The organism is Bacteroides sp. AR20 (assembly GCF_964250605.1).
GTDB lineage: Bacteria > Bacteroidota > Bacteroidia > Bacteroidales > Bacteroidaceae > Bacteroides > Bacteroides uniformis.
In genome coordinates this window covers 221,314-240,896 of the sequence record NZ_CAXUGK010000004.1, presented here as the reverse complement: position 1 = coordinate 240,896, position 19,583 = coordinate 221,314, and the positions used below count along the sequence as shown (strand labels likewise).

Genomic DNA, 19,583 nt, shown 5'->3' with positions numbered 1-19,583 from the left:
TGGATACCTCACGCCAAACGAAAAATTTAAACAAATTATTAATCAGAATTCTGTTGCATTTGCAAGTTGAATTCAGCTTAGTATAAGATTATTCTTTTTTTATCATTTACCACAAGCATAATGCTTGCGTACCAGAATCAAGATATAAAAATCTTGGAGAACTCTTTTCTTGCCATACCTATCGAAATGGCAGAAAACACACTCTGTTTTCAATTCAAATTACTATCTTTGCCTCGACCTCCTTTCTTGGTGGGTTATGGAACGGACGGTACGAGATGCACCAACCAAACGTGAACCGTCCGTTCCTCTCCATCCATATTATAGTTTACTTTATTTCATACTATACTCTATTATCGGATCATCTTTATTCACATCCGTTGCCAAGATTATTCCTTTTTGTTCATCTACCGATATGCCATAAACATAATGATCTAACACATACCTGCAGAGAGGTTCGCCGGTCAGACTAAAAACATAGATATACCGTCCTCCATCCGGCAAATAGACACCTTGCTGTACATTTTGCGCAATTTCCTTAAAAGAGCGCCCATGAAAAACCGCATAGATAGCACTGTCTGCCACTTGGACATCGCTAAATCCCATGATACCCGTAGGAATACCATAACCCTGAGAAATCTTAAACTCCGGTTCACCGTGCGGACCAATGCGTACCACATGCGTACTATCTTTCAAATTAAAGACTTCAAGTACTTCGCCCAACTGGGTAACTGCTGCCAGCACTCCATTTCGGGGATTATAGTCGATGAAGCTACGCCATGCCTGAGCCAATGCAGGACGGGCATTCTGTAAAGCCTCCGCGTTGGCTGACGGTATTTGACCGGTTCTGCGCAATAATTTCCCTTGATAGTTTACCCAGCAAAAGCGGCTACTGCCAGATCCGTCCGGAACAATGAAGGTAAAGTCGTCAACCATCACAAAGTCTAAAACGCGAAGCATGTCAGCATCCATATTTATCACTTTCTGAGGAACGATTGAGCAACCCGACGAAGTAAAATCATACTTGGTCAATACGGACTTACCAGCATCAAGTCCCCACAGAGATTGACCATGCCATCGGATATTTTCAGCAGAAAGCATCTCTTCGGGAGCCTCGCCCCGCTTGCCGAACGAAGCAAAATAGCGGAAACCCGGATAGTGGAAAACATGGCAAAAGTAGTCCGTGCCATGCAAATCCATTACCACAGCCTTATCACCCTGCACCCGAACGCGGAACGGATAACGGAACAAAGCGGTGTCCAATGGCTGCACCCTCGCTTTCAGCTCGATTGTTTGCGGAAAATCCATGTAGGCAACAGAAGTTGCTACTTTTTTCTGCGTACAAGAGGAAAGGGATAGTGCGGACAAGCTAATGAGGCATGCTATAATAAATGTGCACATGTTCGACTCCTTCCTTGGTAAGCGGACAAACAACTGAACCTCTTCCGACACACGCACCACCAGATCCTGTCTCACCGGCCGCCAATGCCTCTATATTCTCCAACAATAAATTATCCAAGCTTTCTGAATGAGTAGTTTCAGCATAACCTAAAATCGCGATGGCACTAACAACCAAAATTCCCAATAACTTCATTTTGCGTTTCATAGCATTTTTGTTTTTTGTTATGCCAATAAAGGTAAAAGGAAAAATTGGAAAACAGCAACTAAATAATAAACAAACATACCAAAAAGGGGCGTGAAAAAAATTTCACGCCCCTTAACACCTATTTGGTTAACATTTCAGCTACTTAGAGATAACAATTTGATACCCCTGCTTTTCTGATACAGCGAGTATTTTGACAGATTTATCCGTTTCAAATAGTTTGCGCAATGAGTTAATTGCTTTTCTGCGACGTTCTTTCAATCCCGTATCAGATAAGGTCCAACAGCAAACTACAGCTATTTCATCGTACGTCAGGAAATAATCGGATGTAGCTATAAAAGCAAGCAATAGTTTTGCGGCTTGGGGAGGGCAAAATTTCACTTCTTCTTTATTGGTTAGAGTATGGTTTATGGCATCGAAACTGGATTCTCCGATTAGGTAGATGTTCTTCTCCGATACATCGGTTGCCTTTTCCTTTTTATGTAGTTGAATCCTTACATAAAAAAACAATCCGAACAGTAAAATACACAAAAAGCAGGATAGTATCAGCAGTACATTATCTTTCCAATCAATGCAATACAAAAAAACGGGTTGCATGTATGCAGTCAGACTCATCGTATACATGTTGTCCAGATAGTAGGTACCCAAATTGTTTTGTGAAGTACAAATTGTTTCATTTCCAGCAAATGTTTCTTGAAAAACATCTTTCCCCAATGGGGTAATCTTCAAAGAAAGCACACACACTGTGCCACGGTACCGCGCATCCATTTCCTCTTGCCATTCAGACCTAATCTTTTCCAATGGAAATTTCCCATAGCAATTCAGAATATCGGCTTTATATCCTACAACTTCCAACAAATATAACCCTTGTGCCTCTTTCAGCGAATCTATCGTCACTTCAAATTCGCCTTCTTCTGTTATTACTTGTCTCTTGGTCTGTTTTGTTCCATTATTATCCCAAGAGACATGATACACCCTCAGCTTATCAAACTCCCGATTCACCACCTGCTCCGCAACCTTCTGCAGAGTTTGCAACGCGACCTCTTTGACCACAGTTTGTCCCTTCCGGGCATTATTATACAATGCCACTCCCCAAAACAGTGCCACTACTACAATGGCACATGTCCATATTACAGTAATCTTATTACAACGTTTCATCTTCTTTTTCACTTCTGTATCTTATTCATTTCTGCCCATGCACTCGAAAAGGCATCTGCTTAATAGCGCCAAAGTTAAAACAATAATATAAAGAAAAAAGAAAATGACTTGAGAAAGAAGGAAATAAAATCAAAACAATTTCTTCTTCTAATCCGCTTTAGCTATTTTCCACCCGCCAATCGTCCGCGTGGCACTGTCAAAATTCACACCAATCTTGACCACACGCCTGCCGTCCGCCCGGTAAGGGATGGCATACTGCTTGCTGTCAATTTGAGCCAACGCCTCTTCCGGGGTACCGTCGTATTTGAACTCGAAGACATAAACGACATCCTGCAACTGCACCACCACATCCGCACGGCCTACGGAACTCTTCACTTCCGACTCCACATATTGCCCCATCAACCGGAACAGCAAATAGAAAATGGTCTGATAATGCTTTTCGGTCTTGTTCTCCAAATCATTGGGAATGGAGGCAAAGAAGGAACGGGTACGCTCCAGGCAGCTCTCCACATCACCCTTCATCAAGTCGCGAAGGAAAGAGACGACGTAGAAGGTGTTGTTCTGGGCAGGCAAGTGCACGTAAGAGGGAAGCAGGGATTCAATGAACCCTTTACGGACCTCACCGTTGGGATAGGCCAAACGATAGATTTGGAAATTACGGTCATAGCCCTTAATGGTCAGATAACCGCTCTGGTAGAGCACCGGGATGGGACTCGTTATCTGTTCCGTAGGCGCATCAAACTGCTCATCGGTAGCCTCAACACCTTCCAGCGCACGCACATCGAAGTCTGCATGGCGCAGAATATCTATCAGGAAAGTAGGCGTGCCCGTGGAGAACCAATAGTTCTTGTATTCTTTGGAATTGAAAGCATTGAACAGGCTGAACGGGTTGTAAATATCCGCACAAGCCTTACTGAAATGATAACCGTCATATTGCCGCTTCAAATGCAAGCATGCCTCCTCGTAAGTCTCATCATTAGCCTCGGCCATCCGCTCAATATCGGGTTTCAACTGCGTCAGCAGTTCCTCCTCGGTGATGCCGCAGAGGGCACTGAAGTCATCGCGCATACTGATATTTTGCAAATTGTTCAGTTCGCTGAAGATGCTCAGCTGGCTGAACTTGCTGATACCCGTGATAAAAAGAAAACGGAGATATTGCCCCAGCCCCTTGAGAGGACTGAAGAACTTGCGCATCTCGTTGCGAAGCTGTTGTTGCAAAAGGGCATCGGAATTACTGTCAAGCAGAGGAGCATCGTACTCGTCAATCAGCACTACAACCGGCTTTCCGGTCTTGGCGTAGGCACGCAGGATGATGCCTTGCAGACGCTCTGCCGCCCCCTCTTCCTCTTCCTTTTTTCCGTAAATTTCTTCCCAACGAGATAAAAACAAATTCAATTGCCCCGTCAAGTCACGCAGCTCAGTATATTTCGTCAAGCTGAAATCAACGTGCAGCACCGGGCAAACCTCCCATTCCTGCTCCAGACGTTCCATAGCCAGCCCTTCGAAAAGTTCCTTTTTCCCCTGGAAATAGGCCTCCAGCGTAGACACGAGCAAGCTTTTGCCAAACCGACGGGGGCGGCTGAAGAAATAAATTTGGTCTGTATTCACCAATTTGTACACCAGCTCCGTCTTATCCACATACACACAATTCCGCGTACGCAGTTGCTCAAAATTCTGTATCCCTATCGGATAGCGTCTGCCACTCAATTCCATAGCTGCTACTGTTTAAATTACAAGTATGACAAAGATAGCACATATTCCGCAAAAAAGAAAGCACGCCCATGGCTTTTTCATCACAAGCCCTCACTGCAAACCTACTGCACATCTTTTGCAGTAACACTGCAAAGGCGTTGCAGTAGCACTGCAAAACAGTTGCAGTGGCACTGCATCTATGTTGCAGCGGCACTGCAAAAACGATGCACTGGTTTTGCAGTGAGTATTTGGTATCTTTAACATTGGCACCCAAAGCCTTACAGCGGAGCAGAGCCCGTTTTCATCACATAACGCCCTGTCCTGAAAACAGTCAACCAAAATCAGGAGAACAAAAAGGGTGAGGGCAAAATTTGCCCTCACCCTTTTAAATTGCTCTCACTCACCCCTGAAACACCGATGAACAAGCAGATGCAGACAAGCGGTGAGGGTGGTGAGGGTGGAATTGCAAAACTTTTATTAGTTTGCTTATTTCAGCAAGCTTTCCGCATCCAGGTGCTCTGCCTCAATATCCTTGAAGTAGCGGTAAGTACCCACCTTCAATTCTTCGGTAGCCGCATCGTCACAAACGATGATACCCTTTTCGTGCATCTGCAAGGCGCTGATAGTCCACATCTGCATCACGGGACCCTCGACTGCATGATAGAGGGCACGTGCCTTGTTGTGTCCGTTTACGATAATCATTACCTCGCGGGCGCTAAGCACAGTACCCACACCGACGGTCAGGGCAGTCTTGGGCACCTTGTTCACGTCGTTGTCAAAGAAACGGGAGTTGGCAATGATGGTATCGGTAGTCAATGTCTTCTGGCGGGTGCGTGACGAAAGGGAAGAACCCGGCTCGTTGAAAGCGATATGTCCGTCGGGGCCGATACCGCCCATGAAGAGGTCGATGCCGCCGTAGGACTTGATTTTCTCTTCATAGCGTGCACACTCGGCATCCAGGTCGGCAGCGTTGCCGTTCAGGATATTGGTGTTCTCCGGCTTGATGTCTATATGGCTGAAGAAGTTGTTCCACATAAAGGAATAGTAGCTTTCGGGATGTTCCTTGGGCAAACCTACATACTCGTCCATATTGAAAGTCACTACGTTCTGAAAAGACACGATGCCTTTCTTGTTCAGGTCGATAAGTTCCTTGTACATGCCCAACGGAGAAGAACCGGTGGGGCATCCCAATACAAAAGGTTTTTCAGGTGTCGGATTAGCGGCCTTGATCTTGGCAGCCACATAATGTGCAGCCCACTTTGACACGGATTGATAATCCGGTTGAATGATTAGTCTCATTGTGATTGTTTTATTAGGTTAATAAATTAGGGGTAATTTTCAACTTCAATTCTTAATTTTTTAATTCTTAATTTTCAACTACTTCCTATCCTTCTTCAAACGCTCTGCCATGGCACGTGCCAGGTTTTCGCATTGTTCGTAAGTAATGTCCTTCATGGCCTGCTTCATCTCTACCGGGTCGCCCACAATCTCGAACTTGCTCTTTTCGGCAAACTCGCCCATGCGCTTCACGGCGGCACCCGCCCAGCAGAAGGAGCCGAAGTATCCCAGATAGCGTCCCTTCACTTCGCGTACCAGAATCTTGGAGAGCAAGGATTCTATCTCAGGATAAATCTGGTTGCTGTAGGTGGGGCTGCCGATGATAAGTCCGCGATACTTGAATATGTCGGCAATGATATAAGAAGGATTGCTCTTGCTCACATTGTGCATCACGATGTTCTTGATGCCCTGTGCAGAAAGTTCCGCAGCAATGGCTTCCGCCATCTGCTCCGTGTTGCCGTACATGGAACCGTATGCAATGACCACGCCCTCGTCGGCGGCATAACGGCTCAGCTTGTCGTAGATGCCGATAACCTTGGCTATATTCTCCGTCCACACCGGCCCGTGCGTGGAGCAGATGGTGGAAATGGGCAGACCGCCCAGCTTGGCAAGTGCCTTCTGCACCGGAGAGCCGTACTTGCCCACGATGTTGGAATAGTAGCGCACCATCTCGTCCCAGTATCTGTCCAGATTGATGCGAGTATCCAGGAACCCGCCGTCCAACGTACCGAAACAGCCGAAGCCGTCACCGGCGAAAAGGACTCCTTCCGTTTCGTCAAAAGTCATCATCGTCTCGGGCCAGTGCACCATCGGGGTCATATAGAAACGGAGCTTATGATGCCCCAAAGCCAGAAAATCCTCGTCCTTCACCATGTACTGTTCGCCCGTCACGCCATAAAAGCCCTCTATCATGCCGAAGGTCTGCTTGTTGCCCACGATGATGATGTCGGGATAATGCTGCTTTATCAGGCGGATAGAGCCCGAATGGTCCGGCTCCATATGGTTGATGATGAGATACTGGATGGGGCGCTCGCCGATAATGCTCTTTATCTTGCGCAGATACACCTCGAAGTAGCAGATGTCTACCGTATCGACCAAAGCGACCGTCTCATCATCTATCAGGTAAGAGTTGTAGGAAACCCCGTACGGCAACGGCCACATGCCTTCAAACAAATGCTTATTGCGGTCATTCACTCCCACGTAGTGGATTTTTCCTTTTATCACTGTTTTTGGGTTCATAACTGTATCTTTATTTAGATTGATTCCACATTTAAAGTTGCGGCAAAAATAATTCTTTTTTCTCACATTTCATACTTCTTTCCCTGATATGCACCGAGTTCTTTCATTCTTTTTTGAACCCGGTGATTAAATTCATAATTTTTTAGTCCCCAGTCGGGTGCAATGAGTAGTTCCTTGGGAGACTGGGAAACGAAACGCTCCAGTACCAAGTCCGACCGCAGATGCTCGATATAGTCTATCACGAGGTCGATATATTCGTCCACACCGAACAGATGGAAATCTTCGGGATGCTGCCGGTACTCCAGAGCCATACGGGTGCCCCTTATCAGTTGCAGCTGATGCATCTTCAGGGTAGTGAGCGGCAGACGGGACAGTACGCCGGCTTGTGCCACGATGTTTTCGTGCGTCTCGCCCGGCAGTCCGAGGATGACATGCCCACCGGTCAGGATTCCGCGCGAAGCGGTTCTTTCCACCGCATCAGCGGCGGCATGGAAAGTATGCCCGCGGTTGATGCGGCAAAGTGTCTTGTCGTCGGTACTCTCTATGCCGTACTCCACTAAAAGGAATGTATGCCGGTTCATCTCCTCCAGATAGTCCAGCAGGCTGTCGGGCATACAGTCCGGACGGGTGCCGATAACCAGGCCCACCACTCCGTCTGCCGACAAGGCCTCCTCGTATTTCCGCTTCAGGTCTTCCAATTCACCATACGTATTGGTATAGGCCTGGAAATAGGCGAGATACTTCATTTCCGGATATTTGTGTGCAAAGAACTGCTTGCCTTCTTCCAGCTGGCGGGTAATGGATTTCTCCGTACGGCAATAATCGGGGTTGAAGGTCTGGTTGTTGCAATAGGTGCAACCGCCGACTCCTTTGTTTCCATCCCGGTTGGGGCACGTAAAACCGGCATTCAGCGATATTTTCTGTACCTTATAGGGAAAATATCGCTTCAGAAAAAGAGGGAACTCATTATAGAGCGTAGATTTGGTTTCCATACATATTCCTTATGTAAGTGGCAAATATAGGATTTTTCCGTGGGATGAACCTGCAAAAACAAGAATACTTTCCACCCGATTTGTTAACGAACATAAAACAAAGAATTTCCACCTGCACTAAAAAATGTTTCATCCACTGATATACAACTAATTAATTGAGAAAGAGTACATCCAAGCGCAATTACATTAAACACAATTTAGTGATTAGACACTCTTTTTACACACAATTTCCTCAGTTTATACACCTCAAGAATGAAATAAATTCATAGCTTTGCATACAACCTTAATGAATCAACCTATAAATACTATAACACCATGGCAACAATCGCATTGGACATAGGCGGCACAAAAATAGCCAGCGCCATTTTCTTTCCGGACGGAAGCATGATGTTTAACCGCAAACGGCTCCTGAAAGGAAGAACCGGACACGAAGTGGGCAAGCTCGCCGCGGATATCCTCGCCAAACTTCTTACCGTAGCACGCAGAAGCCGTATACACGTCGACGGAATAGGTGTCTGCATCCCCGGTATCGTTTACTCCCAAACCAACCGGGTATGGGCCCCCAACATACCGGGCTGGGACAACTACCCCCTCTATGAGGAGCTGCGCAGTGTAACGCCTCCGGGCATCGAGATATACATCGACAGCGACCGTACCTGCTATATGTATGGAGAGATGTGGCAAGGTGCCGCCAAAGAATGTCACAGTGCCATATTCATTGCCGTGGGAACCGGTATCGGTGCCGGCATCATCATCGACGGGCACGTGTTGCACGGAGCCAACGACATTATCGGCGCCACCGGCTGGATGGCCCTGCAACCTCCCTACCGGGAAGAGTATGACGCATGCGGATGTTTCGAATATTACGCTTCCGGCAATGGTATCGGGGCACGGGTACGCGATGCCGTACGCGCCAACAAGGCATACAAAGGAAAACTGCGCCAGAAACCCATCTGCCGCATATCGGCCTATGATGTGTTCAGTGCCTATAATGAAAAAGACCCTATTGCCATCTCCGTATTGCACAAAGCCGTCGAGATGTGGGGCATGGCTTCCGCAAATCTGGTCAGCCTGCTCAACCCGCAGAAGATAATTTGGGGCGGAGGCGTATTCGGCCCTGCCGGTATCTTTATAGATGACATTTACAAGGAAGCCTGCAAATGGGCGCAACCGCTCAGCATCAAGCAGGTGGAATTTGTACCTTCTCAGTTGTCCGGTAATGCCGGACTGATAGGAGCAGCGTTTCTTGCCATCAAAAATCACTTGTATGAGTAACAGTTATCACAAGAATCTCGTATTCACGGCAGCGTGCATCGGGATGTGTTTCTTCGGAGTCTCCATGATTACATTGGGAGCAGTGCTGCCATCCCTCATAGCCAAGCTGAATCTGAGCGGGTTGCAGACAACCTCACTGGTCACTTTCCTGCCTCTGGGCATGCTGGCCGGTTCCCTGATTTTCGGTCCCATCGTAGACCGGTTCGGACATAAAGCCCTGCTGGTGCCCAGCTGCATCATCGTACTGCTGGGGATGGAAGGACTTGCCTTCTTTGAAAGCGTGCCACTGCTGCAAGCTTCCATCGTCGGCATCGGCCTGGGCGGAGGCATCCTCAACGGAGAAACCAATGCATTGGTATCCGACATCTCAGGAGAATCCGAAAAAGGCTCACGCCTCAGTTTTCTGGGCATGTTCTACGGACTGGGCGCATTGGGCATACCAATGTTGCTGGGCTCCCTTTCCAGGCATTATTCATTCGAAACCATCTTACTGGGAATTGGCGTAGTGATGCTTGCGGGCATTATATTCTGTATCCCCGTACGCTTCCCCGCCCCTAAGCAGGCGCAAGGTTTCCCGGTAAAAGAGGGATTGGGACTGCTGAAAGAAAGCAGCTTACTGCTACTCAGCTTCATTCTTTTTTTCCAAAGCGGCATCGAGGGTGTCTGCAACAACTGGTCCACGAGTTACTTTGGGCAGATGACGGATATTCCGGCCAATCAGGCATTGATTGCACTGACCTGCATGGTAGCGGGACTGACCGTGGCACGTATGGTGCAGGTTGCGATATTCAAGAAGATAAAACCGGAAACCGTGCTGCCCTACAGCCTTGCACTCACTGCCATAGGCTTCTGTTTCCTTATGTTCTCGCCGGGGTTTGCACGCGCGGCAGTCGGCATGGTGCTGGTAGGTATGGGGCTGTCGGCCACGTATCCCGTGATACTCAGCATTCTTGGAAGCCGGTACCCGTCCTTATCGGGAACAGCATTCAGCGTGGCGCTTGCCATAGCCCTCGTCGGCCAGACTGCAATGAACGGCCTGATGGGCATGATTTCCCAATACACCAATGGCATCGGACTTTATCCTTATCTGATGATTGCCTCACTTGCCGTCATGCTCCTTTTGTATAAACGCTCACTCAAATAAATTTATTAACTTCTTAAAAAACAAAAAAGTTATGTTAGCACTCGAATGGTTAAAGAATGCCCATGGCATTATGGAAAAACTGGAGGCTACCCAGTTGGAAAACATCAAAAAAGCAGCCACTGTTATGGCAGACTCCATCGAAGCCGGTCGTTGGGTCCACACGTTTGGTTGCGGCCACGCAACAATTCCCGTAGAAGAAATGTATCCGCGTATCGGCAGCTTTGTAGGATTCCACCCGCTTTGCGAATTGCCTCTGACATTCTTCACGCAGATTATCGGCCAGATGGGTATTCATCAGTTCCTCTTCCTGGAACGGGCAGAAGGCTACGGCCAGGAAATCATGAAGAACTATGATTTTGATTCCAAAGACTGTATGTGGATTTTCTCACATACCGGTATCAATGCCGTCAATATAGACATGGCATTGGAAGCCAAGAAGCGCGGCATGAAAGTTATCGTATACGGTTCGGCCAGCGAAACGGGCGACAAGGCCAGCCGTCACTCCAGCGGAAAGAACCTCTTCCAGTTGGCAGATATCGTAGTGGATTCCTGCGTTCCCCTGGTAGACGCCTCCGTACCTTTGAAGAACCACTTCGACAAGGTAGGTCCGTTGTCTACATTGAGTTTCGTCACCATGGTATGGATGACCATCACTACCGTTGCCGAAATCCTTGCCGACCGTGGCGTACACTTGTACATCCATCCGTCGCACAACGTTCCGGGTGACACAACCGCCCACGAACGACTGGATGCAGCCATTGCAGAATATCAAAGAAAAGTCAAGTGCTTGTAACGAAAGATATTCCAATCATCATCTCATCCAATCATCATCTATGAGTGACGGAGGCCCGTCCCTGCTTCGCCCCCAAGGAGCAGGACGGGCTTTTTCTGTTCAAAAAGAATAAAATCGGCCCACTGCTTCGATAAATCTTCCCTTTGTTGTATATTTGTTCCCCAGAAAAAATAGGGAAACAGATAAGCATAAAAGATAGATATGAAACAGATAAGCATCGCACTTCTCCTCTGCCTCTGTACGCTGGCAGGTTTCGCCCAAAGTGGCAAGGCACTCGATTTGAAAGAAATCGTATCGGGCAAGTTCACTCCGAAGAATATTTCCGGCGTTATCCCCATCCCGGGAGACGGGGAACATTATTCGCAGATGAATGCGGACAGGACACAAATCATCAAGTACTCCTTCAAAACGGGAAAACCCGTGGAAGTGCTGTTTGATGCCGCTACCGCACGCGAATGCACGTTCAAGACATTCGACAGCTACAGCTTTGCTCCGGACGGCAGTAAGCTGCTCATTGCCACCGAAACAACTCCCATCTACCGTCATTCCTATACGGCTGTGCATTACATCTACAGCCTAAAGCGCAATCTGGACGGTAAAATCAACAACATTGTGGAAAAGCTTTCGGACGGCGGCCCGCAACAGGTGCCCGTATTTTCACCGGACGGCAATCAGGTGGCTTTCGTACGCGACAACAACATCTTCCTTGTAAAACTGCTCTACGGCAACAGCGAAAGCCAGGTGACGGAAGACGGGAAACAGAACGAGGTGCTGAACGGCATCCCCGACTGGGTTTACGAAGAGGAGTTCTCCTTCAACCGTGCGCTGGAATTCAGTGCCGACAGCCAGATGCTGGCTTTCATCCGCTTCGACGAGAAAGATGTTCCCTCCTACTCTTTCCCTCTTTTTGCCGGACAAGCCCCCCACTTCACCCCTTTCGAGAAGTATCCGGGAGAGTATACTTACAAATATCCTAAAACGGGAGAAGTAAATTCCAAAGTGTCCGTACACACCTTCGATATCAAGTCGAAAGTGACCCGCAAGATAAACGTGCCGGTAGATGCAGACGGCTATATTCCCCGCATCCGCTTTACCCAAGACCCCAACAAGCTTGCCGTCATGACACTGAACCGCCATCAGAACCGGTTCGACCTATACTTTGCCGACCCTCGCAGCACGGTAGCCAAACTGGCTCTGCGTGATGAAAGCGATACCTATATCCGCGAGAATGTATTCGACAACATCGTCTTCTATCCGGAAAATTTCAGCTTTGTCAGCGAAAAGAGCGGATACAACCATCTGTACTGGTATAGCATAGGTGGCAATCTGCTGAAACAAGTGACAGCCGGACCATATGAAGTGCAGGAGTTCCTGGGTTATGATCCCGAAGAAGGAAGCTTCTACTTCAGCAGCAACGAGGAAAGCCCCATGCGCAGTGCCATCTACAAGATTGACCGGAAAGGTAAAAAGACCAGGCTATCGTCACAAGCCGGAACAAACAGTGCGCAGTTCAGTGCGAACATGAAGTACTATATGAACCGTTATTCCAATCTGGACACTCCGACCGTCATTACGCTGAACGACAATACGGGCAAGACTCTTGCCACCTTGATGGACAATGCGGCATTGAAGCAGGATATCAGCGGCTATGACATGCCACGGAAGGAATTCTTCACTTTCCAGACTTCCGACGGAACCACATTGAATGGCTGGATGATGAAACCTGCCGACTTCTCTGCCGGCAAGAAATACCCGGTACTGATGTACCAGTACAGCGGCCCCGGTTCACAGCAAGTGCTTGACAAGTTCAGTGTAAGCTGGGAAACCTACATGGCATCACAAGGCTATATCGTGGTTTGCGTAGACGGGCGTGGCACCGGAGGACGGGGTGCCGAATTCGCCAAATGCACCTATCTGAACCTGGGTATCAAGGAAGCCAAAGACCAGGTGGAAACCGCCCTCTACATGGGCAACCAGCCTTATGTGGACAAAAAACGCATCGGAATCTGGGGATGGAGTTACGGTGGATACATGACCATTATGAGTATGAGTGAAGGAACACCGGTATTCAAGGCCGGAGTAGCCGTAGCTGCCGTTACCGACTGGAACTACTACGACACCGTTTATGGCGAACGCTTTATGCGCACACCGAAAGAAAACGCCGAAGGCTATAAGGCCAGTTCCACCTTTACCCGTGCCGACAAGCTTCACGGCAACCTGCTGCTGGTACACGGCATGGCAGACGACAATGTACACTTCCAGAACTGTGCCGAATATGCCGAACAACTGGTACAACTCGGCAAACAGTTCGATATGCAGGTTTACACCAACCGCAACCACAGTATCTACGGAGGAAATACCCGGTTACACCTATACACGCGGTTGACCAACTTCTTCAACAAAGAATTGAAATAATGCCCGAAAGAGTACGTAAGCCTGAGTGGCTCAAAATAAGCATCGGTGCCAACGAGCGCTATACCGAGACCAAACGCATTGTCGAATCGCATTGCCTACATACCATCTGTAGCAGCGGCCGTTGCCCCAATATGGGGGAATGTTGGGGGAAAGGCACCGCAACCTTCATGATTGGGGGAAATATCTGCACCCGGTGCTGTAAGTTCTGCAACACGGCAAGCGGGAAGCCCTTGCCACTGGATGCCGATGAGCCTACACATGTGGCAGAGTCCATTGCCTTGATGAAACTCTCCCATGCAGTCGTCACCTCCGTAGACCGTGACGACCTGCCCGACTTAGGCGCGTCGCACTGGGTACGTACCATCCGGGAAATCAAGCGGCTCAACCCTGACACCACCGTCGAAGTGCTGATTCCCGACTTCCAGGGAAGAAAGGAACTCGTGGCACAAGTCATCGATGCACAACCGGAAATCATTTCGCACAACATGGAGACTGTCCGTCGTATCAGCCCCCTCGTACGCAGTGCCGCCAAGTATGAAACAAGCCTGGAAGTGTTGCGGCAAATTGCAGAAAGCAATACTACCACCAAGTCCGGCATTATGGTGGGATTGGGCGAGACTCCGGAAGAAGTGGAAGAACTGATGGACGACCTCCGCCGGGTGGACTGCCACATACTGACCATAGGTCAATACCTTCAACCCACACACAAGCATTATCCGGTAGCAGCATATATTACTCCCGAACAATTTGCACTCTACAGAGAGAAAGGATTGAAAAAAGGGTTTCAGCAAGTGGAAAGCGCTCCATTGGTACGCTCCTCTTATCATGCGGAAAAACAGATCCATTTTATACAAAAAAGAAGTAAAATAGGAAACATTTAAATATCCCAGTTGTTATGATGTAAACGACAAAATCATAATACGGATAATGAGCCATCAAAGAATTTTATCATCAAGATTCAATATGTCGCTGGGATTCATCCCCGTTATAATATCCATCATATTATGCGAGTTTATAACGCAGGACATGTCCATCTACATCGGTGCAGGTGTAGGACTCTTGTTTAGCATCTATTCGGTGAGGCATAGAGGAACGCATGTTCCGCAAATCATACTTTACTGTACTACCGGAATGTTACTGCTATTATCGGTAACAACCCTATTCCTCGTAAACTACTGTCCCCGTTTCATGCTTCCGTTCACGCTGGAAATCAGCGCCATCATCCCCCCGTTCATCATCTACCTCAATAGGAGAAGGTTTCTGGACTACCACATGTCTCAGACACAGAAATGCTGCAAGCAACTTTTTGCACAAGGGGCAGAAGCCGCCATCGTATCCGCACGCGTAATCCTTATCATAAGCCTGCTGCATTTTCTGATTATCTTCTTGGCGGTTCTGGTCAGTTACCCTTTGGGAGACACTACCCGCCACATTCTGTTTTATGTGGCGCCTCCCCTCGTCTTTATATCAGGCATTCTGTTCAATCAGTTCGGCATTTTCTATTTCAATATAGTGATGAACCACACGGTTTTCGTACCGATAGTCAACACCAAAGGAGATGTCATGGGGAAAGCCATCGCCTCAGAGGCCATCAACCGGAAAAACGACTATATCAATCCGGTCATCCGGATTGCCGTTGCCTCACACAGCATGCTGTTTCTCCTCCCCCGCCCCAAATGCAACGTTTTCGAGAAAGATAAAATCGACTTGCTGATGGAGGGTTACCTGATATATGGAGAAACATTGGAACAAGGCGCACACAGAATTTTACGACAAACGCTTCCCACCGCCCCATTAGACCATTTGCACTTCAACTTCATGTATCATTTTGAGAATGAAGCCACCAACCGCCTGGTCTATCTCTTCATGCTAGACCTGGACGATGACTCCATCTTATGCAATAAGAATTTCAAGGGTGGAAAGCTATGGACGTTCCAGCAAATGGAACACAACCTGGGACGGAACTTCTTCAGTAGTTGCCTGGAATATGAATTCGAGCACCTGGAAGCTATTATTTATACAAGAGAAAAATACAAGGAATCTTAGAAAGGTCGGGAGTCTTGCCCTGCCACTCCCTCACGGTCTTGGTTTTGATATACTCCCCTTCACAAGTAATGTTCGCCGCAATGCAGAGCTTGGTCTGCGGACGGCAGTTATGAAGAATATCCTCTATCATCTTATTATTGCGATAAGGCGTTTCAATGAAAAGCTGAGTCTGATGTTCATTATAGACGCGTTGTTCCAGCATTTTCAGCTTTTTGGCACGCTCTGCCGGTTCAATGGGAAGATAACCATGGAAGGCAAAGCTCTGACCGTTGAAGCCGGAACCCATGACGGAAAGGATAATGGAAGAGGGTCCCACCAGGGGGACCACTCTCAAGTTTTTCCGTTGTGCAATAGCCACTACGTCCGCTCCCGGGTCGGCCACAGCCGGACAACCGGCTTCGGAGATCACGCCCATCGGATGCCCCTCCACCAACGGCTTCAGATAGCCGGAGATGTCTTCGGGCGACGTATGCTTGTTCAACGTATAGAATGTCAGCGCATCAATATCTATTCCCTTGTCCACCTTTTTCAAAAAACGGCGTGCCGAGCGCACATCCTCCACGATGAAATGGTGGATTCCCAGTATTATCTCCTTATTATAAGGAGGCAACACCGTTTCAATGGGCGTATCGCCCAAGGTGACCGGCAAAAGATAAAGTGCGAGTTCCATTAGCCGTAAATGATATTTCCGTTTTCGTCCTTATACTCATCCAGTCCCTTCTCGTAAGTAGCCATGGCGCGAAGGCTCATACCTACGCTGGAGAAACCTCCATCGTGGAACAAGTTCTGCATAGTGACCTTGCGGGTGAGGTCGGAAAACATCACGATACAGTAGTCCGCACACTCATCGGCAGAAGCATTACCCAGAGGAGACATGCGGTTGGCGAAGTCGAACAGTTTGTCCATACCCTTCACACCGGAACCGGCAGTGGTCATCGTGGGAGACTGGGAAATGGTGTTGACACGTACATGGTGTTCGCGTCCGTAGATGTAACCGAAGCTGCGGGCAATGGATTCCAGCAGTGCCTTGGCATCTGCCATATCGTTGTAACCGTAGAACGTACGTTGCGCAGCCACATAACTCAAAGCCAGAATTGAACCGTAGTCGGCAATGGCGTTGAGTTTCTTGGCAGCTTGTATCATCTTGTGGAAAGAGACAGCGGAGATGTCCAGCGTCTTTTCCAACATATCGTAATCCAAATCATCATATGTACGTTTCTTACGCACATTGGGAGACATACCAATGGAGTGCAGCACGAAGTCAACCGGGCCACCCAATACTTCCATAGAGCGTTTGAATACATTTTCCAAATCCTCTACACTTGTAGCATCTGCAGGAATCACCTCGCAGTTCAGTTTCTCCGAAAGAGCGGACACTTCGCCCATACGGACGGCAACCGGCGTATTCGACAAAGTGATGGCTGCACCTTCTTCTACTGCTTTTTCTGCTACTTTCCAGGCAATGGACTGCTCATTCAGAGCACCGAAAATAATGCCTCTTTTTCCTTTCAACAAATTGTAACTCATACCTATTTTTAGTAAAATTCGGCTGCAAAGATAGGAAGTTTTTGCATAAAAAGCCCGAAAGTGTGCAAAGAAAAGGGAAGAACGGCAAAAAATACACCGATCACCCACTGCAAAACTACTGCAACGCTTGTGCAGTACCACTGCAATACAGTTGCAGTCACGCTGCAAAGCAGTTGCAGTATCACTGCAAACATATTTGCAGTAACGCTGCACTCCATCTGCAGTACTACTGCAAAACGCATGCAGCAGGAATGCAGTAATAATGCACTGATTATCAGCCCAGGGCTTCCTATTCTGCAAATACCTGATGAAACCCGAGACAGCATTTGAACATGAGCGCAAAAAGCCCTATATTTGCAGCAAACTAAAAAATAGAGAAAGCAATGAAGAAGTTGATTATATTTGACCTGGACGGAACTTTACTGAATACAATAGCCGATTTGGCACAAAGTACAAACTATGCCCTGCAAGCGCTCGGCTATCCCACTCACCCGGAATCGGACTATAACTTCATGGTTGGCAACGGAATCAACAAACTGTTCGAGCGCGCCCTCCCGGAAGGGGAAAAGAGCGAAGAAAACGTCCTGCGCGTCCGCAAGGAGTTTGTGCCTTATTATGACGTGCACAATGCTGATAAAAGCCGCCCTTACCCCGGCATCCCCGAACTGCTGGAACAGTTGCAGGAGAAAGGGATGATATTGGCAGTGGCTTCCAACAAATATCAATCGGCTACCGTGAAACTGATTTCACACTATTTCCCCCACATACGTTTTACCGCCGTCTTCGGACAACGGGAAGGGGTCAACGTGAAGCCCGACCCGACAGTGGTGCATGACATTCTGGACATCACCCGGATATCCCGTGAAGACGTGCTATATGTGGGAGACTCCGGAGTGGATATGCAGACGGCCGCCAATGCCGGAGTCACTGCCTGCGGAGTCACCTGGGGATTCCGTCCCCGCACAGAACTGGAAGAGTTTCATCCGGCACATATCGTAGACAATGCTACGGACATTGCCGTTATCGCCGATCTTTGAGAGGGCACTCCCTCCCCCGGCTATCCGAGAGCGCATATTTACATTATGATATTTTTTAGGCGCGGATTACGCGAAAAACGCGGAGTTTTTCTTTGTCTCTCCGTGAAATCCACGTACTTCCACGCCTAAAAAATAATCAGAAAGAAAACAGCCTCAGAACAATTTCCGCATCGTTCCTTTATCTCCCACCACAAGATAGGTATTCCCGTCAATCAGTAAAGCGCGCCCACGTTTCTTCTTTCGGTTTTCCTCGTTATCCACATTCACTCCAATCACCCGTCCATCATAGAAAGTGGAAATATCCTTAAAAATAGTATGCCCCACAATGATATGTTCGACGTCATAACGTTTCAACATCAGTTGCAGGGAGTCTTGTGCCAATGGATGGTATTTTGCATCCGTCCGTACCAATCCACGATACCAGATAGGTCCGCTATTACCATATAGGAAAGCCGTGAGAGGCGATAAGGCCTTACGTTCCTTCTTGCTCATGAACAATGCACGGCTCATTTCCTCATTCACTGTGGGAATATTCAAGTCACGGTCATAAAACTCCTTTCCCAAACCTGCGTGCACATACAGATTAGGTCCGATGGTCTGCATCGTATTACGGGTACCAAGCCATTTGCCAAGTTCTGTGTCCGGACCGAACAATGCCGAATAATCCATACCCAGTTTTCGGGCCAATGTCTTGTACTTTTCTTTGGTATAACGCAAATCATTTGCCGTCACAAGCGGTTCATGGTTACCCAACAGAAACGAAACATGACCACCTGCATCCGCCGCCTCCTTCTCCAATTTATAGAACAGCCAAAATATCTGCGGCACATCTTTGCCACGGTCAAATATATCACCGATAACCACCAGATGATTGGTTCCAAAACTCCAATGGTAGTCTTTATCAATGACATTGTTGCCCCGCAGCAAGCTCATCACGCAATTCAGCTTGCCATGGGGGTCAGACATCACAAACACTTTATCCGGTTGTCTGTATTGCCATTCCGGACGTTTGACCGGATGCAGCTTCACATCAAACGGATAACGCCCTTTGTGGTCCGTGACATGAAGGGTGAAATCCTGAGGAAGTACTGTATAAGTCGTATCTTCTATCTGCCCTTGGGCTGTAACGCTTATGACGCGCACCTTTCCGTCCGGTTCATAAATCACATAAGGTCCGTCTGCCGACAATTCCTCCTTCTTCTCCTTATCCTTCTTCTTACCGTCTAAACCAAGAGTTCCGGCACTTAGGCCGGAACTGATGAAGGTTAGAATAAATACAGTAAAAAAAGACTTTATAATAGTAGTCTGATACTTCATATTCTCGCTT

18 protein-coding genes are annotated in these 19,583 nt (G+C 47.9%); 7 read left to right on the top strand and 11 right to left on the bottom strand.

The annotated features are described in order from the left end of the window. Positions 1-330 precede the first annotated feature (330 nt). The 7 genes from ACESTD_RS04290 to ACESTD_RS04260 all read right to left on the bottom strand — a co-directional run bounded on the left by ACESTD_RS04290 (position 331) and on the right by ACESTD_RS04260 (position 8,019). Positions 331-1,398 (bottom strand): BF3164 family lipoprotein, encoded by a 1,068-nt coding sequence (locus ACESTD_RS04290; protein WP_008665594.1) that lies wholly within the window; start codon positions 1,396-1,398, stop codon positions 331-333. Further along, a complete protein-coding gene (locus tag ACESTD_RS04285; protein ID WP_008665596.1) occupies positions 1,367-1,603 on the bottom strand; it encodes an NVEALA domain-containing protein in 237 nt (78 codons plus the stop codon). Before ACESTD_RS04285 ends, ACESTD_RS04290 begins: the two co-directional genes overlap by 32 nt. A 138-nt stretch (positions 1,604-1,741) precedes the next feature. Then, complete coding sequence (locus ACESTD_RS04280) at positions 1,742-2,770, bottom strand: DNA-binding response regulator (protein WP_227239004.1); 1,029 nt, start codon at positions 2,768-2,770, stop codon at positions 1,742-1,744. Between the two features lie 135 nt (positions 2,771-2,905). Further along, the gene (locus ACESTD_RS04275; RefSeq protein ID WP_008665600.1) at positions 2,906-4,471 is read right to left on the bottom strand and encodes an ATP-binding protein; all 1,566 of its coding nucleotides are present in this window, start codon (positions 4,469-4,471) and stop codon (positions 2,906-2,908) included. A gap of 465 nt (positions 4,472-4,936) precedes the next feature. Then, positions 4,937-5,749, bottom strand: a complete 813-nt coding sequence (gene nagB, locus ACESTD_RS04270; RefSeq protein WP_005835260.1) for a glucosamine-6-phosphate deaminase — start codon at positions 5,747-5,749, stop codon at positions 4,937-4,939. A gap of 78 nt (positions 5,750-5,827) precedes the next feature. After that, positions 5,828-7,027 (bottom strand): FprA family A-type flavoprotein, encoded by a 1,200-nt coding sequence (locus ACESTD_RS04265; protein WP_005835258.1) that lies wholly within the window; start codon positions 7,025-7,027, stop codon positions 5,828-5,830. Between the two features lie 62 nt (positions 7,028-7,089). Then, the gene (locus tag ACESTD_RS04260) at positions 7,090-8,019 is read right to left on the bottom strand and encodes a TIGR01212 family radical SAM protein (RefSeq protein WP_151852373.1); all 930 of its coding nucleotides are present in this window, start codon (positions 8,017-8,019) and stop codon (positions 7,090-7,092) included. 315 nt (positions 8,020-8,334) lie between these two features. On the opposite strand from ACESTD_RS04260, the gene ACESTD_RS04255 reads away from it, so the two are divergent. The 6 genes from ACESTD_RS04255 to ACESTD_RS04230 all read left to right on the top strand — a co-directional run bounded on the left by ACESTD_RS04255 (position 8,335) and on the right by ACESTD_RS04230 (position 15,692). Next, a complete protein-coding gene (locus tag ACESTD_RS04255; RefSeq protein ID WP_005823887.1) occupies positions 8,335-9,294 on the top strand; it encodes an ROK family protein in 960 nt (319 codons plus the stop codon). Further along, positions 9,287-10,438, top strand: coding sequence for a sugar MFS transporter (locus tag ACESTD_RS04250; RefSeq protein ID WP_373158668.1), 1,152 nt, complete (start codon positions 9,287-9,289; stop codon positions 10,436-10,438). The genes ACESTD_RS04255 and ACESTD_RS04250 overlap by 8 nt, the downstream gene beginning before the upstream one ends. Positions 10,439-10,469: 31 nt before the next feature. Further along, positions 10,470-11,231, top strand: coding sequence for a sugar isomerase domain-containing protein (locus tag ACESTD_RS04245; protein WP_005823892.1), 762 nt, complete (start codon positions 10,470-10,472; stop codon positions 11,229-11,231). A 201-nt stretch (positions 11,232-11,432) separates the two neighbouring features. Next, positions 11,433-13,646 carry a S9 family peptidase gene (locus ACESTD_RS04240; RefSeq protein WP_117703470.1) on the top strand — a complete coding sequence of 738 codons (2,214 nt, stop codon included), beginning with the start codon at positions 11,433-11,435 and terminating at the stop codon, positions 13,644-13,646. Beyond that, a complete protein-coding gene (gene lipA / locus ACESTD_RS04235; RefSeq protein WP_005823900.1) occupies positions 13,646-14,527 on the top strand; it encodes a lipoyl synthase in 882 nt (293 codons plus the stop codon). The genes ACESTD_RS04240 and lipA overlap by 1 nt, the downstream gene beginning before the upstream one ends. A gap of 46 nt (positions 14,528-14,573) precedes the next feature. Next, positions 14,574-15,692 (top strand): hypothetical protein, encoded by a 1,119-nt coding sequence (locus ACESTD_RS04230; protein ID WP_061411382.1) that lies wholly within the window; start codon positions 14,574-14,576, stop codon positions 15,690-15,692. On the opposite strand, the gene ACESTD_RS04225 is transcribed toward ACESTD_RS04230, so the two are convergent. The 3 genes from ACESTD_RS04225 to ACESTD_RS04215 are packed head-to-tail and all read right to left on the bottom strand — an operon-like array spanning position 15,658 to position 17,461. Then, on the bottom strand, positions 15,658-16,362 hold the full coding sequence (locus ACESTD_RS04225; protein WP_061411380.1) for an SAM-dependent methyltransferase: 705 nt from the start codon (positions 16,360-16,362) through the stop codon (positions 15,658-15,660). The two genes, ACESTD_RS04230 and ACESTD_RS04225, sit on opposite strands and share 35 nt — an antisense overlap. Then, positions 16,362-17,219, bottom strand: coding sequence for an enoyl-ACP reductase (locus ACESTD_RS04220; protein WP_005835244.1), 858 nt, complete (start codon positions 17,217-17,219; stop codon positions 16,362-16,364). The genes ACESTD_RS04225 and ACESTD_RS04220 overlap by 1 nt, the downstream gene beginning before the upstream one ends. A gap of 8 nt (positions 17,220-17,227) precedes the next feature. Next, entirely contained in the window at positions 17,228-17,461 is a 234-nt protein-coding gene (locus tag ACESTD_RS04215) for a hypothetical protein (protein WP_225987841.1), read from the bottom strand. 141 nt (positions 17,462-17,602) lie between these two features. Here ACESTD_RS04215 and ACESTD_RS04210 point away from each other — a divergent pair, with 141 nt between their 5' ends. After that, entirely contained in the window at positions 17,603-18,256 is a 654-nt protein-coding gene (locus ACESTD_RS04210) for an HAD family hydrolase (protein WP_061411378.1), read from the top strand. 153 nt (positions 18,257-18,409) lie between these two features. Here the strand turns inward: ACESTD_RS04210 and ACESTD_RS04205 are convergent, their stop codons facing one another. Beyond that, positions 18,410-19,573, bottom strand: coding sequence for a metallophosphoesterase (locus ACESTD_RS04205; protein WP_057281990.1), 1,164 nt, complete (start codon positions 19,571-19,573; stop codon positions 18,410-18,412). Positions 19,574-19,583 lie beyond the last annotated feature (10 nt).

Excerpts from the sequence above, each read along its gene's own strand:
- ACESTD_RS04290 (WP_008665594.1), bottom strand. The coding sequence starts at position 1,398 with ATGTGCACATTTATTATAGCATGCCTCATTAGCTTGTCCGCACTATCC.
- ACESTD_RS04285 (WP_008665596.1), bottom strand. The coding sequence starts at position 1,603 with ATGAAACGCAAAATGAAGTTATTGGGAATTTTGGTTGTTAGTGCCATC.
- ACESTD_RS04275 (WP_008665600.1), bottom strand. The coding sequence starts at position 4,471 with ATGGAATTGAGTGGCAGACGCTATCCGATAGGGATACAGAATTTTGAG.
- nagB (WP_005835260.1), bottom strand. The coding sequence starts at position 5,749 with ATGAGACTAATCATTCAACCGGATTATCAATCCGTGTCAAAGTGGGCT.
- ACESTD_RS04265 (WP_005835258.1), bottom strand. The coding sequence starts at position 7,027 with ATGAACCCAAAAACAGTGATAAAAGGAAAAATCCACTACGTGGGAGTG.
- ACESTD_RS04260 (WP_151852373.1), bottom strand. The coding sequence starts at position 8,019 with ATGGAAACCAAATCTACGCTCTATAATGAGTTCCCTCTTTTTCTGAAG.
- ACESTD_RS04255 (WP_005823887.1), top strand. The coding sequence starts at position 8,335 with ATGGCAACAATCGCATTGGACATAGGCGGCACAAAAATAGCCAGCGCC.
- ACESTD_RS04250 (WP_373158668.1), top strand. The coding sequence starts at position 9,287 with ATGAGTAACAGTTATCACAAGAATCTCGTATTCACGGCAGCGTGCATC.
- ACESTD_RS04245 (WP_005823892.1), top strand. The coding sequence starts at position 10,470 with ATGTTAGCACTCGAATGGTTAAAGAATGCCCATGGCATTATGGAAAAA.
- ACESTD_RS04240 (WP_117703470.1), top strand. The coding sequence starts at position 11,433 with ATGAAACAGATAAGCATCGCACTTCTCCTCTGCCTCTGTACGCTGGCA.
- lipA (WP_005823900.1), top strand. The coding sequence starts at position 13,646 with ATGCCCGAAAGAGTACGTAAGCCTGAGTGGCTCAAAATAAGCATCGGT.
- ACESTD_RS04230 (WP_061411382.1), top strand. The coding sequence starts at position 14,574 with ATGAGCCATCAAAGAATTTTATCATCAAGATTCAATATGTCGCTGGGA.
- ACESTD_RS04225 (WP_061411380.1), bottom strand. The coding sequence starts at position 16,362 with ATGGAACTCGCACTTTATCTTTTGCCGGTCACCTTGGGCGATACGCCC.
- ACESTD_RS04220 (WP_005835244.1), bottom strand. The coding sequence starts at position 17,219 with ATGAGTTACAATTTGTTGAAAGGAAAAAGAGGCATTATTTTCGGTGCT.
- ACESTD_RS04215 (WP_225987841.1), bottom strand. The coding sequence starts at position 17,461 with ATGCGTTTTGCAGTAGTACTGCAGATGGAGTGCAGCGTTACTGCAAAT.
- ACESTD_RS04210 (WP_061411378.1), top strand. The coding sequence starts at position 17,603 with ATGAAGAAGTTGATTATATTTGACCTGGACGGAACTTTACTGAATACA.
- ACESTD_RS04205 (WP_057281990.1), bottom strand. The coding sequence starts at position 19,573 with ATGAAGTATCAGACTACTATTATAAAGTCTTTTTTTACTGTATTTATT.